The organism is Anabaena sp. WA102 (genome assembly GCF_001277295.1).
GTDB lineage: Bacteria > Cyanobacteriota > Cyanobacteriia > Cyanobacteriales > Nostocaceae > Dolichospermum > Dolichospermum heterosporum.
The window spans coordinates 2416285-2429974 of record NZ_CP011456.1; the positions used below are offsets into that span (position 1 = coordinate 2416285).

Annotated in this window: 15 protein-coding genes and 1 pseudogene; 2 read left to right on the plus strand and 14 right to left on the minus strand. The window is 35.5% G+C overall.

Annotation, left to right across the window (positions count from 1 at the left end):
* Positions 1 to 72: 72 nt before the first annotated feature.
* Both AA650_RS10460 and AA650_RS10465 read right to left on the minus strand, forming a co-directional pair.
* Complete coding sequence (locus AA650_RS10460; protein WP_053538972.1) at positions 73 to 1146, minus strand: AAA family ATPase; 1074 nt, start codon at positions 1144 to 1146, stop codon at positions 73 to 75.
* Positions 1147 to 1306: 160 nt separating this feature from the next.
* Complete coding sequence (locus AA650_RS10465) at positions 1307 to 1522, minus strand: hypothetical protein (protein ID WP_053538973.1); 216 nt, start codon at positions 1520 to 1522, stop codon at positions 1307 to 1309.
* 242 nt (positions 1523 to 1764) lie between these two features.
* Between AA650_RS10465 and AA650_RS10470 the strand changes: the two genes are divergently transcribed.
* Positions 1765 to 2796 carry a DNA cytosine methyltransferase gene (locus AA650_RS10470; protein WP_053538974.1) on the plus strand — a complete coding sequence of 344 codons (1032 nt, stop codon included), beginning with the start codon at positions 1765 to 1767 and terminating at the stop codon, positions 2794 to 2796.
* 11 nt (positions 2797 to 2807) lie between these two features.
* Here the strand turns inward: AA650_RS10470 and AA650_RS10475 are convergent, their stop codons facing one another.
* The 11 genes and pseudogenes from AA650_RS10475 to AA650_RS10520 all read right to left on the minus strand — a co-directional run bounded on the left by AA650_RS10475 (position 2808) and on the right by AA650_RS10520 (position 11644).
* Positions 2808 to 3494 (minus strand): MAE_28990/MAE_18760 family HEPN-like nuclease, encoded by a 687-nt coding sequence (locus tag AA650_RS10475; RefSeq protein ID WP_053538975.1) that lies wholly within the window; start codon positions 3492 to 3494, stop codon positions 2808 to 2810.
* Positions 3495 to 3500: 6 nt separating this feature from the next.
* Positions 3501 to 4598: a DUF262 domain-containing protein gene (locus tag AA650_RS10480; RefSeq protein WP_199924422.1), complete on the minus strand. Its 1098-nt coding sequence runs from the start codon at positions 4596 to 4598 to the stop codon at positions 3501 to 3503.
* Between the two features lie 167 nt (positions 4599 to 4765).
* Complete coding sequence (locus AA650_RS10485; RefSeq protein ID WP_053538976.1) at positions 4766 to 6115, minus strand: TldD/PmbA family protein; 1350 nt, start codon at positions 6113 to 6115, stop codon at positions 4766 to 4768.
* A gap of 3 nt (positions 6116 to 6118) precedes the next feature.
* On the minus strand, positions 6119 to 6883 hold the full coding sequence (locus tag AA650_RS10490) for a Uma2 family endonuclease (RefSeq protein WP_053538977.1): 765 nt from the start codon (positions 6881 to 6883) through the stop codon (positions 6119 to 6121).
* A 238-nt stretch (positions 6884 to 7121) separates the two neighbouring features.
* Positions 7122 to 7823 (minus strand): Uma2 family endonuclease, encoded by a 702-nt coding sequence (locus AA650_RS10495; protein ID WP_053538978.1) that lies wholly within the window; start codon positions 7821 to 7823, stop codon positions 7122 to 7124.
* A 71-nt stretch (positions 7824 to 7894) separates the two neighbouring features.
* Positions 7895 to 8623 (minus strand): hypothetical protein, encoded by a 729-nt coding sequence (locus tag AA650_RS10500; protein WP_053538979.1) that lies wholly within the window; start codon positions 8621 to 8623, stop codon positions 7895 to 7897.
* Positions 8624 to 8702: 79 nt separating this feature from the next.
* Positions 8703 to 8825, minus strand: coding sequence for a hypothetical protein (locus AA650_RS29090; protein ID WP_257720902.1), 123 nt, complete (start codon positions 8823 to 8825; stop codon positions 8703 to 8705).
* Between the two features lie 104 nt (positions 8826 to 8929).
* Positions 8930 to 9304: a hypothetical protein gene (locus AA650_RS10505; RefSeq protein WP_053538980.1), complete on the minus strand. Its 375-nt coding sequence runs from the start codon at positions 9302 to 9304 to the stop codon at positions 8930 to 8932.
* 26 nt (positions 9305 to 9330) lie between these two features.
* Positions 9331 to 9609, minus strand: a complete 279-nt coding sequence (locus AA650_RS10510) for a hypothetical protein (RefSeq protein WP_053538981.1) — start codon at positions 9607 to 9609, stop codon at positions 9331 to 9333.
* Between the two features lie 231 nt (positions 9610 to 9840).
* Positions 9841 to 10053 (minus strand): annotated as a pseudogene (locus tag AA650_RS10515) (Uma2 family endonuclease); the annotation flags it as partial.
* A 154-nt stretch (positions 10054 to 10207) separates the two neighbouring features.
* Positions 10208 to 11644 (minus strand): TldD/PmbA family protein, encoded by a 1437-nt coding sequence (locus AA650_RS10520; protein WP_053538983.1) that lies wholly within the window; start codon positions 11642 to 11644, stop codon positions 10208 to 10210.
* Positions 11645 to 11742: 98 nt separating this feature from the next.
* On the opposite strand from AA650_RS10520, the gene mnmE reads away from it, so the two are divergent.
* The gene (gene mnmE / locus AA650_RS10525; protein ID WP_053538984.1) at positions 11743 to 13137 is read left to right on the plus strand and encodes a tRNA uridine-5-carboxymethylaminomethyl(34) synthesis GTPase MnmE; all 1395 of its coding nucleotides are present in this window, start codon (positions 11743 to 11745) and stop codon (positions 13135 to 13137) included.
* A gap of 172 nt (positions 13138 to 13309) precedes the next feature.
* Here the strand turns inward: mnmE and AA650_RS10530 are convergent, their stop codons facing one another.
* Positions 13310 to 13606 carry a DUF2288 domain-containing protein gene (locus AA650_RS10530; protein ID WP_053538985.1) on the minus strand — a complete coding sequence of 99 codons (297 nt, stop codon included), beginning with the start codon at positions 13604 to 13606 and terminating at the stop codon, positions 13310 to 13312.
* Between the last annotated feature and the right edge of the window lie 84 nt (positions 13607 to 13690).

Consider the following 13690-nt stretch of genomic DNA (forward strand, 5'->3'; position numbering starts at 1 on the left):
ATTTAAGGATTTACAGGATGAAAAATACTGTAAAATATGTAATAACGAAAGGCAAATCGTTCTCTATTTTCATTATTTTTCTTCCAACTCACCCAAATTAATAATTTCCGAATCATAAAACATTTCTGCCACAGTTGGAGAATGGGTGGTGAAAATATATTGATTATTTGATTCATCCTTTCGTAAAACTTGAATTAATCTTTTTTGCCAAGCAGGATGTAAATGTAGTTCAACTTCGTCAATAAGAACAATAGAATTTTTAGCGGTATCTGCTGCTAAACCAACTAAAATTCTTAAAATTTGATGTTCTCCTGAACTCATTTGTAATAAATCATATTCTACACTCTTTCTTTTGAGAATCACAGTATCAGAATCGGGACCTGACTCTAAACCTATTAATTCTGAAGGAAAACAAATTTTATTAAATAATCTTTGAACTCTTTTCCAATACGATTCACCATATTTTTCCTCGTTCCATGTTAAATCTTTACGGTAATATTGATTTAACCATAATAAAACATCGCTATGTGCATTTTGATCTTCCTGATTTTGTTTATTAAAACTCTTAAATAATCTTACAGTACGTCTTTGATCTAAATAGCAAACTCCGCCAATTCTATCAAATATTTGTGAAGTTTGACGATTTTTAGATATTGCCTGAGAAGCTCTACCTCTTGCACCTAAAACTTTAATAGAATTTCCAGGTGAAATATCATAATCACATAAATTCTTTGTATTTAGTTTTCTATTTGGATAATACCAAATAACTTTTGCTGGACTTTCTAAAGGTGGAACTGGGTTTGATAAATCAAAGTTTTGGTCTAATTCAAGTGATGAATAAACATCATTAATAGCTTCAGCTTCATCTCTTTCAATAGAATATTCAAATGCAATTTGAGCTATATTTCCTCTACATCTAACTAATTGTTGCACATTATATTCTAAACCTTCTCTTAAGGATGGAGTTTTTGGATTTTCAAAGACTTTAACTACAACATGAATGGCATCTAAAATGGAAGTTTTCCCAGAACCATTAGGACCAACAATTAAATTTATAGGTCGAGGACGACTAAGTAAATCGGTAAAATCTAAAGAGATATCGTTAATAGCACGAAAGTTTTTTATTTCCAAGGAGTGTAGTTTCATATAAATATTTTTATTTTCAAACTATAGGCAATGTGAATTGTCAAATAAAGCATAAGTTTGTAGTGAGAGTTTTTGATATGTTATTTTTAGCGGAAAATATGGACGAAATCCAGCTTCACCTAACTCAGAATTAACGGTAATAAAAGGATATATTTCAGGATTAGTCATTGTTTTGAGATTTAGCTGCTTGCAAGACTTCTAACATGGTATTTGCAGCCTCAAAGGCATCATAAGGTGACCAAACTGGATAAGATTGATCAGGTTTAATTAAGTTAGTTTCTTCTTGAGCTAGTTCAGATATCAAAACCTGCATGATGTACAGTTTATCTGCACGACTGAGAGTGTGTAAGCTATTGAGAATTTCTGTAGAAACCATGTAAAAATCTCCGGGATTTTAAAGAGCGATCGCACGCTTGCCTCTTAGCTTATCGTAGTAGAATAGGAGGAGTGATCACTTTTTGGGCTAATTTTTTATTTCCCGTCTGCAATATCTTTTTTATTAGTTCACCACTAGATAACATAAAAATAAATATATGCCGACTGTCCACCATCTTGTAGTAATAGGAGAAATGCGCTAGTCTAACTAGTTGGGCTATATATCTCAAAAATAGGAGAGAAATGACTGTCAGTATTGCTACTGTGGATTTATTTTGTGGTGCTGGAGGACTAACTCATGGATTTGAGCAAGCAGGTCTTCCGGTAAAAGTTGGGTATGATATTGATCCTGCCTGTAAGTTTCCTTATGAACATAATAACAAAGCGAAGTTTATATTACAAGATATAGAGAATCTTAGCGGTTCTGATTTAGCAGAGCATTTTTCTGGAAGCAGTATAAAAATCTTAGCAGGATGTGCGCCTTGTCAACCATTCTCTAATTATTCAAGACGTTATAATGACAAACAATCTAAATGGAAACTTTTACAAGATTTTGTCCGTTTAGTCAAAGAATCTGAACCAGATATCATTTCTATGGAAAATGTGCTTCAGTTAAAATATCATGCAGTTTTTCAGGAATTTATTGAGAATTTAGCAAATTCAAAGTATTATATCGAGCCTTATGAAGTTAATTGTCTAAATTACGGAATCCCTCAATCTCGAAGACGTTTAGTTTTACTTGCTTCAAAATTTGGTAAAATCAATTTAATTCCACAAACTCATAATAAAGAAAGATACGAAACGGTTAGAAAAACTATTGCATATTTAGAACCACTAGCTGCGGGTGAACAATCTAAAACTGATAAACTCCATTTATGCAGCAAATTGTCTAACCTTAATCTTAAACGTATTCGGGCTTCAAAACCTGGAGGAACTTGGCGAGATTGGCCTCCAGAATTAATTGCTAAATGTCATACAAAAAAGACTGGTAAAAGTTATTCTAGTGTATATGGTCGCATGGAATGGGACAAACCTGGACCCACTATCACAACACAATGTTTTGGCTTTGGTAATGGTAGATTTGGACATCCTGAACAAGATAGAGCTATTACATTGAGAGAAGCAGCATTACTACAAACTTTTCCAGCAAATTACCAATTCATAGCTCCTCATGAAAATTTAGCAGCTATTTCTATAGGAAGATTAATTGGTAATGCTGTTCCTGTTAAATTGGGAGAAGTTATAGGGAGGAGTATTTTGGAGCATCTCCAATAAATATGTCAAATTTATCTATTGTCCGAATGTAAATACTCTTGGTTATCTAAATAATTTTCAATGTTTATCAATATCTGTCTAAGATATTCTACCACTTCGTCTTTAATCTGTACAATATCTCCAATTGTCACAGTTCTACCAACACTTGCAAATGATTTATTACCATGTGCTAAATCATTCCTTTTTTCCATAACAGCATCTAAATTTTCACCATGCTTTGTTTTAGTATAGTCAGTATGGCAAGAAAATCCATATTCCCTTGCTGTTTTTGCAATTTTATCTCTATTAACATTACCTGAAAATAATTTTCTCCTATTAAACCCTGCTTTAATAATATCAGTAGAAATATCCGTTATTCTAGAATGAACATCATCAGGAGATCGATTCTTAAAATTATAAAGCACTATCTTCTTAACTTCGATTCTAACAGAATCAAAAGAAACTCTCCTGCTCTTTAGCTCCTCAAAAATAGCTTCTATAGCATTACGCATAGTTGATTCTACTAAATTATAGAGAAGTAAAAAACCATTAGCTTTGAGAGTTATTACTAGTTCAGGATCAATAGGCTTAACTGTCTGATCTCCGTTCTCTTCTAATACTGTTAACTTAGTATTTTCCGCAGTTAATTCTTTCAGAAAGTTGAAGTATTTATTCACCTCTTCAACACGGGTATTGAAGTCTAAAATCACCGTTTGCATAGTAAATTATTTCAAAATTTGATCACGAACATATTCAATACGAGCAATTACTTTAGGTTTGGAATTACTTGAGTCCGAGGTAGTATGTGTTTTAAACTCTTGTGAATCTAACCATTTCATTGATTTTGGTACCAAATCACTGTTCTCTCTCAAAGCAAGTGCAACACCTACAGAAATAGCTTCAAATCTAATTCTTGGTGTTCTGACATGACCTGTTCCCTTGGTAAATCCATTTGGTATATATTTTTCGACAAAATCTAACATTCTATAAAATTCATTTTTCATTTCCTCTTTGTTTATTTCATTGTTATTATGTTCTTTTAGATATTCATCCAGAAACAGATCAACTCGATGACCAAAATTCTTATAATTATTTAGATATGCAAAAAAACGTAACACAAATTCCTCTCGTTCTCGTTTAAGTTTAGCAGCATCTGATAATGGGCATAGTTGATCGAATTTAGGATATTTAGCTAATTCTTCAAGAATTTTAACAAACGGACCAGGGGATACACCTCTACGTATCTCCATGTCATTCAATGGCACACTACCTGTGTTGATGCGTTCAAATAAGTCTCTCCGTGTTTCTTCATCGGCTTTATCAGTCAATACAATCATGCGAAGATTAGCTCGATTGAAGCGTCTTTGTCTTGCAAGGGGTAAATCTTTGAATTTGAAGTTATTGAGTTGTGTCAATTTTTCTAGTCCAGATAGCTTTAGCTCATTATTAATAAATCTACGTAAAGTACGAATACGTTGAGTACCATCAACAATTTCTAGCCGAGCTAAATCATCAATATCATAATCTTTCGGTCGCAAATCAGCAACAAAGATATATGGAATTGGGAGTTCTAGCATAATAGATTCAATAAACTTTGACTGTCGAGCTTCTTCCCAAATCATGTGTCGTTGATAGTCTGGTATATACAACTCACTGGTGTCATCCTCTAATCCCTCTGTATATTTCTTGACTAGTACCTCTACTGGGTATTCTTTGGTGTCATAGTCAACTACTTTCTGTTTTTCCCGAATTTCCATTTCCGCAGCTTGTTTTTGCTCATCAGTAATTTCTATTTCTGGCGGTATATTTTTTGGTTTTGCCATTTGGCTCTCCAGCTTGAATGCAATGGTTTTATTAGGATAATATCACATTCTCAAAATGAGAATTGCTGCGATCGCTAGGTCGTGCTATCTTTAATTCCTTCTGTCCCGTAAGGGATACGAGACGCTATCGCTACCAACTACCCAATAAGCGGTAAAATGTTGAAGGTTTATAATGTATAGGTGAAATTGTTTACCAACATACCGGGAACTAAACTTCCTCCTAATTGTCGGCTTCCGTAAGTTCCGACTTCGGGAATAAATTCTTGGAAGTTGGTTAAATCAACGAGATTTTCTGCACCCCAAAAACGATAGAGACTTTCATCAAAGCGCAGGTTGGCTATGGGGGCAATGATTTCGCCGTTTTCTACCCAAAAGCACGCATAACGAGTCATTCCTGTAATTCTGCCAGATGGGCGATCGCTCCAATTCAAATAATGTAAATTAGAAACATATAATCCTGTATCTAAACTGGGTAAAATCTGCTCAAAAGCCAAATTACCAAGGCTGATTTCTGGAGAACGTAATGTTTCTGAACCATTCGCACCATTAGCAGGTTTATTATATTCCTTCGCAGTGCGAGAATTAACTAAGCTATTAATTAAAATCCCTTTTTCAATTAATGTTAATTCCGGTGCAGCTATTTCTCCCAAATTATTAAATCTGGGAACTAAACCACTTTGAAAATTTTCTTTTAATGTGAATTTTGGGGAAAGTTGTTTTTCTTGACGTGATAAAGCAGCTAAAGCACTATTACCTTGTTGAATATCAGCTTCACTGATAGCACCCCAGGAAAGCATACCCAATAATTCAGCCACCGCAGCCGGAGCAAAATAAGTTTTATATTGTCCTTTGGGTAATTCTTTAACTGGACGAGATAGCATTTCTATTTGCTGTTTCCCATCATTTATTTTAGCTAAATAAGCAGCTTCATTCCATTCACTTCCGGCAAAAGTTCCTTTTACAGCTTGTCCTGATGCCATAAATAAGGAATAATCTAAGTTAAATGAATCAGTCACAAACCAGTGTTTTTGTCCGCTAGAATCACCATAACCTCTGATAACAATTCCTCCAGCATACATTCCCGTAAAATCTAAATTAGTCACAGTTTCGAGGATACTGGGAACTAATATTTCTGGAGTTAATAATTTACCAGTATTAATTTCTCGACTGCTATTATTTCCTGATGGTAAAACCAAATAAGGATCAATTGGTAATAATGGTAATTCATCACGTAATTCTTGTAAAGCGGTGGATGCTAATTCCCAATCTACGTCCCAATTTCCAGTCAAGGGAAACTGACGAGAACTACTGCGTTGATTAGCCATTAAGGTCAATTGAATCGAACCATCATGAACACAACCTGTTTGTCTCACTTTCGCAGAATTAAAGCGGGTAAATTGACTGCTTTCGCTGCTAAGTCTGACGGTGAAATGTTCATGTTCTGCTTTTTTATTCAGCAGAGTTTCGATGAGTTGATTAAAAGTTTTTTCTAAAGTTGATAATTCTTCAAGTTTCATGGTTTAAATTGTATCTGGATCAATATTTAATTCTCGCAATTTTGCGGCTAAACGTTCTGCTCTTCTAGCTTCCCATTCGGCTCTTTGGGTTTCTATTTTTGCTCTTTGGGCTTCTATTTCGGCTCTTTGCATTTGTATTGCTGTTTTTTTAGTCTCCTCTTCTGCGGTTTCTTCCGGTGTAGGAACTAACTCTCCTGCTGGGGTAAAATACCTTAATAGTCCTTGGTTAATTCCTAAGTATAAACCTAACTGTTGACTCCATAAATGTCCTTTTTCATTGGGTTCTAAAGGTTGATATTTATTATCTACTAAATGAAAACCTGCAAATTCTAGTGTATAAGGGTCAAACCAAAAGTAATCCGGTGTGCGGAAAGTATTTTGATAAAGTTCTTTTTTGTATTCTCTATCAGTATTAGCTGTACTTGGTGAAAGAATTTCTAAAATGAAATTAGGATATTTACCATCTTCTTCCCACACTACCCAACTTTTCCGAGTTTTGCGTTCAGTTTCCAAGACGACGAAAAAATCAGGACCTCGGAAAAATTGTGATTTTTTTTGATTAGGACTATAGTAAATAGTCAAATTTCCCGCAGCATAGAAATCTGTTCTACCTTTCCATAACCATTCTAAACATTTGAAAAGTAAAATTATTTGTCGTAGATGTAGTTCTGTTTCCACGGGAGGTTCATCACTATATAAATCACTAGGAGGAAATATTACATCTGGGAAGATGTTTTCTTTGCATTCTAATTCTTGAGTAATCATCATGATATGATACCAAGTAGTTATTTATTGATTATAGCATTACGTAGGTTGGGTTGAGAAAACCCAACATTATATTATTCTTTTGTTGGGTTAAGCGACAGCGCAACCGAACCTACATGACTAAAGGGTGTTTTGTTTGTTTAATCTGTTGTATAAATTCGGTAGTATTCTGCTTAAATTATGAATCTAGACTTTTAAAACAACCTCCCAGGTTAAGCAACAGAGTAAATTAGCAACTGGATTAAATTGTATCAGGATCTATATTTAATTCCCGCAGTTTTGCTGCTAAACGTTCTGATTTTCTCGCTTCTTTTTCTGCTCTTTTAGTTTCCTGTTCTGCGGTTTCTTCAGGTGTGGGAACTAGCTCTCCTGCTGGGGTAAAATACCGTAATAGTCCTTGATAAATTCCTAAATATAAACCTAGCTGACGACTCCACAAATGTCCTTGCTGATTTTGTTCTAAAGGTTGATATTCTCCGTCTACTAAATGAAAACCTGCAAATTCTAGTGTATAAGGGTCGAACCAAAAGTAATCCGGTGTGCGAAAAGTATTTTGATAAAGTTCTTTTTTATATTCTCTATCTGTATTAGCTGTAGTTGGTGAGAGAATTTCTAAAATGAAATTAGGATATTTACCATCTTCTTCCCAAACAACCCAACTTTTCCGGGTTTTGCGTTCTGTTCCCAAGACAACAAAGAAATCTGGACCTCGGAAATATTCAGATTTTTTCTGATTAGGACTATAGTAAATGGTGAGATTTCCCGCAGCATAGAAATCATTTCTATCTTTCCATAACCATTTGAGACATTTAATTAAGAGCATAATTTGCTCTAGATGTAGTTCTGTTTCCACAGTTGGTTCATCACTATATAAATCACTTGGGGGAAATATTACATCTTGGGAGATGTTTTCTTTACATTCTAATTCTTGAGTAATCATCATGATGTGATACCAAGTAGTTATTTGTTGATTATAGCATTATGTAGGTTGGGTTGAGAAAACCCAACATTATATTATTCTTTTGTTGGGTTGCGCTGTTGCTTAACCCAACCTACATGACTTTGATGATTTGAATAATTAAATATTTTTGTCTGAATCAGGATGTCCAGGATTAAAGGATTTACAGGATTTTTGTTGGGATTTGGATTTTGATGATTTGAATAATTAAATATTTTTGTCTGAATCAGGATGTCCAGGATTAAAGGATTTACAGGATTTTTGTTGGGATTTGGATTTTGATGATTTGAATAATTAAATATTTTTGTCTGAATCAGGATATCCAGGATTAAAGGATTTACAGGATTTTTGTATGAATTTGGATTTTGATGATTTGAATAATTAAATATTTTTGTCTGAATCAGGATGTCCAGGATTAAAGGATTTACAGGATTTTTGTTGGGATTTGGATTTTGATGATTTGAATAATTAAATATTTTTGTCTGAATCAGGATATCCAGGATTAAAGGATTTACAGGATTTTTGTATGAATTTGGATTTTGATGATTTGAATAATTAAATATTTTTGTCTGAATCAGGATATCCAGGATTAAAGGATTTACAGGATTTTTGTATGAATTTGGATTTTGATGATTTGAATAATTAAATATTTTTGTCTGAATCAGGATATCCAGGATTAAAGGATTTACAGGATTTTTGTATGAATTTGGATTTTGATGATTTGAATAATTAAATAATTGTGTGTTTCTCAAAGATAGTTCATTCAGAAAACAATTGAATTCCATATATCCTGGGATACGCCACGCTATCAGGCTTTGTTATCATCATTGACAGAATTGGTAGATTAATAGAATTTGGTGATCATTAAAAATATTTAATCTCTTCATCCTGTAAATCCTTAAATCCTGGATATCCTGATTCAGACAATAAATATTTAATCTCTTCATCCTGTAAATCCTTTAATCCTGGATATCCTGATTCTGACATTATTCTGTAAATCCTTAAATCCTGGATATCCTGATTCAGACATTTTTATTATATCTTTTGTTGGGTTGCGTTGTCGCTTAACCCAACCTACATGACTGATATTTTCACGGCTTAATTAAAGATTCCTCAGACTGACGATATTTAGCAATTAATTTACGTCTTTTTAAGGGTGGATAAAGCAGCATGAAAAGTGTCGTTAAACCTGTTCCAGTCAGTGCTAACAAAATAAATGAGTTAAAGCCTATTATTATTCCCGTTCCCACACTAATTCCCAATCCTATACTACTCAATATGAGTAGTATTAGTATATTAGTAAACAAGTTTTTAGCCTCTTTAGCCATGTCCACAGCCAAAGTCACAGCCATAACCATACTTATAGCCGTAACCACACCCACAGTCACAGCCCAACCCACACCCACAGTCACAGCCCGACCCACAGCCATAGCGCAACCCACACCCCAACCCACACCCACAGCCATAGCCTCATTTCGACAGTAAATAAACGTTATACAGCCGCACACCACGCCGAATACATAATTAGATATTGCAAATAACTGGGAATACCAGGATGATTTAATCCTTTAAGTACCTGTATTTCTCGTGCGTGGGCTTCTGAACCAGACCAACTTGAACCCGCTTGAGCAAAACAAAACTGTTTGATTACTTCTGGTTGGTTTGTGTTAAGATTTGTTGCTAACCAAGTAATTCTACCACCTTCGCGGTTGCGTCCTAATTCTCTAATAACCTCATAGCCTTGTGCTTGAAAATCTGGGTAGATGCTCATACTTCTCAGAGGTAACAAGTATAGTAGTATATTTTAATTTTACCATAAGTAGGTTGGCGTTGAAAATTGTCGTTATGGCAAGGCAAAAGGCAAGAGGCAAGAGTGAAGAGGGTTTAGGCGATTTTACATTTCTTTACACAGTTTGGTTTTATTGTGTTCACCTACTTAATCTGAATTTAGACGTTTAAAACAACCTGTTAGATTAAGCAACAGAGTAACCTAGCAACGGGATTAAATTCTATCAGGATTTATATTTAGTTCCCGCAATTTTGCTGCTAAACGTTCTGATTTTCTCGCTTCTTTTTCTGCGGTTTCTTCAGGTGTGGGAACTAACTCTCCTGCTGGGGTAAAATACCTTAACAGTCCTTGGTGAATTCCTAAATATAAACCTAACTGTTCACTCCATAAATGTCCTTTTTCATTGGGTTCTAAAGGTTGATATTTATATTGATATGGCATCAAGTAGTTACTTGTTGATTGTAGCATTAATTCAAGATTAATAATATAATAATGTATTAATCTTTAATCTTTTTGTTGGGTTGCGCTGTCGCTTAACCCAACCTACTTTAACTCACCACAACCTAAATCAGAAAATTCATTAACCACCACCAAAAACTTCGACGTTTGCAAATGCACAAACGGGTGAACCATGTCCTACAGAAATGGCTTGATTTGGTTCTCCTTTACCGCAGAAAGGTGTGCCGTAAATTTGCCAATTAGTGTTATTTCCAACTTGAATTAAACTATGCCAAAACTCTGGTGTGGTGGCACGATAGTTAGGATTACGCAGGGTTTTGGTAAGTTTGCCGTTTTCAATTAATTTGGCATATTCACAACCAAATTGAAATTTATAACGTTGATCATCTATTGACCAAGAACGGTTAGATTCCATGTAAATTCCCTGTTCTATTCCTGAGATGATTTCTTCAAAGGTGGCGTTTCCTGGTTCTAGATTTAAGTTAGCCATTCTGTCTATTGGGGGACGATTCCAAGAACAAGCTCGCGCACAAGCAACACCGGGTAAATCTGCTCTTGCTTGACTTTCTAAACTGCCTAAACCACGTTGTAAAATGCCTTTTTTAATTACATATTCTTTGCTGGCTACTGCACCAGTATCATCAAAACCATAACTGGCAAATTCACCTGATACTGTAGGATCAAAGGTGATATTCATAAGGGGTGAACCATATTCTAATTTACCAAAATCATCTTTGGTAACAAAGCTACCGCCGGCATAGTTGCGTTCGTCTCCTAAAATGCGGTCAATTTCTAAAGGATGTCCGATACTTTCATGAATTTGTAGCATCATTTGATCTGGTGCTAAAACTAAATTAGTTTGGGTATTTGGACATTCTTCTGCTGTTAATAATTCTAATGTTTGTTCACCAACTTTTTGAACTTGATGCCATAAGTTATCGTGTTTAAACAGTTCCCAACCTCCTTGATAAGAGTTGGCGTGAGCGCCGTTGTTGCTACGTTGTTGGACAATTGCACCGTCTTGAGCGATCGCCCCAAAATGATGACTAAGAGATAAAATATTTTGATATACTTCTGAACCGTTGCTACTGACAAACCAAGTTTCTTTTTGATCTGTGCCGACTGTAGCTGTGGTTTGCACGATTTTATCGCTAATTTTGAGTTGCTGACAAATCTGAATGAGTAAATCGTTGATTTCTCCGGGAGTAATAGCGTTAAATGGTTCTAAACATGGTGAGTTATATTCACCAATGACTTGAGGACGGGTATTTTCACTAATTGGATATATCCACCATTTACTAGCTGCAATTGCTTGTTTATAGGCGATTTCCGCAGCTTTTTGTAAACTGGAGATATGTAAGGAGTTGGTAGCGGCATAACCTAAACAACCATTAACGATGACTTCGATCATTGCTCCCATATTCAATGATTTACCGTTGCTTTGGGGTAAACCATCACGGACAGAATGATCTGTAGAAGTTGTTTTTACGGCTCTGATTCCTACCCAATCTGCGGGGATATTTAAATGAGCAATTGCTTTTTTTAGTTCAATCAACATAATTTTTAATTTTTAATGCCACTTTGCGATACTATGGGACTTTAGTGGTTTAATATTACACTTTATCGCCTGTTTTTGAATTTGTAGAAAAACTGTTCATGTCGGAATTATTAGCTAACACTGGAACTATTGCGGCGATCGCTACTGCTGTTGTCCCTCAACAGGGTAGTGTGGGTATTGTCCGGGTTTCCGGTGATCTGGCAATGGCGATCGCTCACAGTCTATTTTACGCCCCAGGGCGACAAGTTTGGTCAAGTCATCAGATTCTTTATGGTTATATTCGTCAACCCCAAACTAAGCAAATTATTGATGAGGCTTTATTATTAATAATGAAAGCCCCCCGTTCTTTTACCCGTGAAGATGTGGTAGAATTCCATTGTCATGGGGGAATTATGGCGGTACAACAAGTATTACAACTATGTTTGGAAAATGGCGCAAGATTAGCTCAACCGGGAGAATTTACATTAAGAGCGTTTTTAAATGGTAGATTAGACTTAACCCAAGCGGAAAGTATCGCCGATTTGGTGGGAGCAAAATCACCTCAAGCTGCTCAAACGGCTCTAGCTGGATTACAAGGTAAATTAGCCCAACCTATCCGCAAATTACGGGCTAATTGTTTAGATATTTTGGCAGAAATCGAAGCCAGAATTGATTTTGAGGAGGATTTACCACCTTTAGATCAGCAGAGAATTATTGCAGATATTGAGCAAGTGACAGCGGAAATTAGCAAATTATTAGCCACAAAAGACAAAGGTGAATTACTGCGAACTGGTTTAAAAGTGGCGATAGTTGGGCGACCAAACGTGGGAAAATCGAGTTTATTAAATGCTTGGAGTCAGAGCGATCGCGCTATTGTCACCGACTTACCAGGAACAACCCGCGATGTGATAGAATCACAGTTAGTTGTGGGCGGCATTCCTGTCCAAGTGCTAGATACAGCCGGGATTCGGGAAACAGCAGATCAAGTTGAAAAAATCGGTGTAGAGCGATCGCATCGTGCCGCTAATGACGCTGATTTGGTATTATTTACCATAGATGCAGCCGCAGGTTGGACACCCGCAGATCAAGAAATTTATGAACAAGTAAAACACCGCCCGGTAATTTTAGTCATTAATAAAATTGATTTGATTTCAACAGCAGAACAAGAAACTTTACAATCTAAAATCCAAAATCCAAAATCCAAAATCGTCACAGCCGCAGCCATAAATCAAGGAATTGATAATTTAGAAACAGCGATTTTAGAAACAGTTCAACAAGGAAAAGTTCAAGCCGCTGATCTAGATTTAGCAATTAATCAACGACAAGCAGCAGCTTTAACAAAAGCGAAGATTGACTTAGCACAAGTGCAAATGACAATCACCGATAAATTACCCTTAGATTTTTGGACAATTGACTTAAGAGGAGCAATTCAAGCATTAGGAGAAATCACCGGAGAAGAAGTTACAGAATCAGTTTTAGATCGGATTTTCAGCCGTTTCTGTATTGGTAAATAGGATAATTGGCGTTGCTGATTAAGAGGATGAATTTTAGTCTCACGCAAAGGCGCAAAGACGCACTGAGGTTTGAGTTTTAAAGGTTCAATTTGGGAATTTCATACCTCAATTCAGCAACCCCGGATAATTTATTGTTAGCAGTTCCCGAATAAAATCTCAAAATGACTGTATTTTAGACAGTGGCTATTTCTTTGATGATGACATAAGGTTCAACAATCAGAGCATTAAATCGCTTCTCACGGTTGAGATTCCATTCTCCCACCTGATCTATTGTCGGTTTGGCTAATAATTGTTCATCTATCCAATGTTGCACTGAAAGAATATTATCACTAGCGATCGCTTCTCCCACATCTAATAAATCCAAATTCTCCGCTACCAAAATCACCGCATCTTTTTGGACATGGGGAATTAACCACTCCCATTCGGCTTCATCAAGATTTTGCTGTAATTTTTCCCGTAACTCCGACATAATTCCCCACTTTTTTAGTTATTATTTTGATTTTACAATATAAAATTATTCATAAGCTTTGAATTATAGAGAAACTAATAATTG

What these genes read in the sequence shown, in the direction of transcription:
- AA650_RS10500 (WP_053538979.1), bottom strand. Translation starts at nt 8,623, where the DNA reads ATGGAATTCAATTGTTTTCTGAATGAACTATCTTTGAGAAACACACAA.
- AA650_RS29090 (WP_257720902.1), bottom strand. Translation starts at nt 8,825, where the DNA reads ATGTCAGAATCAGGATATCCAGGATTAAAGGATTTACAGGATGAAGAG.
- mnmE (WP_053538984.1), top strand. Translation starts at nt 11,743, where the DNA reads ATGTCGGAATTATTAGCTAACACTGGAACTATTGCGGCGATCGCTACT.
- AA650_RS10470 (WP_053538974.1), top strand. Translation starts at nt 1,765, where the DNA reads ATGACTGTCAGTATTGCTACTGTGGATTTATTTTGTGGTGCTGGAGGA.
- AA650_RS10460 (WP_053538972.1), bottom strand. Translation starts at nt 1,146, where the DNA reads ATGAAACTACACTCCTTGGAAATAAAAAACTTTCGTGCTATTAACGAT.
- AA650_RS10495 (WP_053538978.1), bottom strand. Translation starts at nt 7,823, where the DNA reads ATGATGATTACTCAAGAATTAGAATGTAAAGAAAACATCTCCCAAGAT.
- AA650_RS10475 (WP_053538975.1), bottom strand. Translation starts at nt 3,494, where the DNA reads ATGCAAACGGTGATTTTAGACTTCAATACCCGTGTTGAAGAGGTGAAT.
- AA650_RS10510 (WP_053538981.1), bottom strand. Translation starts at nt 9,609, where the DNA reads ATGAGCATCTACCCAGATTTTCAAGCACAAGGCTATGAGGTTATTAGA.
- AA650_RS10490 (WP_053538977.1), bottom strand. Translation starts at nt 6,883, where the DNA reads ATGATGATTACTCAAGAATTAGAATGCAAAGAAAACATCTTCCCAGAT.
- AA650_RS10485 (WP_053538976.1), bottom strand. Translation starts at nt 6,115, where the DNA reads ATGAAACTTGAAGAATTATCAACTTTAGAAAAAACTTTTAATCAACTC.
- AA650_RS10480 (WP_199924422.1), bottom strand. Translation starts at nt 4,598, where the DNA reads ATGGCAAAACCAAAAAATATACCGCCAGAAATAGAAATTACTGATGAG.
- AA650_RS10465 (WP_053538973.1), bottom strand. Translation starts at nt 1,522, where the DNA reads ATGGTTTCTACAGAAATTCTCAATAGCTTACACACTCTCAGTCGTGCA.
- AA650_RS10505 (WP_053538980.1), bottom strand. Translation starts at nt 9,304, where the DNA reads ATGGCTGTGGGTGTGGGTTGGGGTGTGGGTTGCGCTATGGCTGTGGGT.
- AA650_RS10530 (WP_053538985.1), bottom strand. Translation starts at nt 13,606, where the DNA reads ATGTCGGAGTTACGGGAAAAATTACAGCAAAATCTTGATGAAGCCGAA.
- AA650_RS10520 (WP_053538983.1), bottom strand. Translation starts at nt 11,644, where the DNA reads ATGTTGATTGAACTAAAAAAAGCAATTGCTCATTTAAATATCCCCGCA.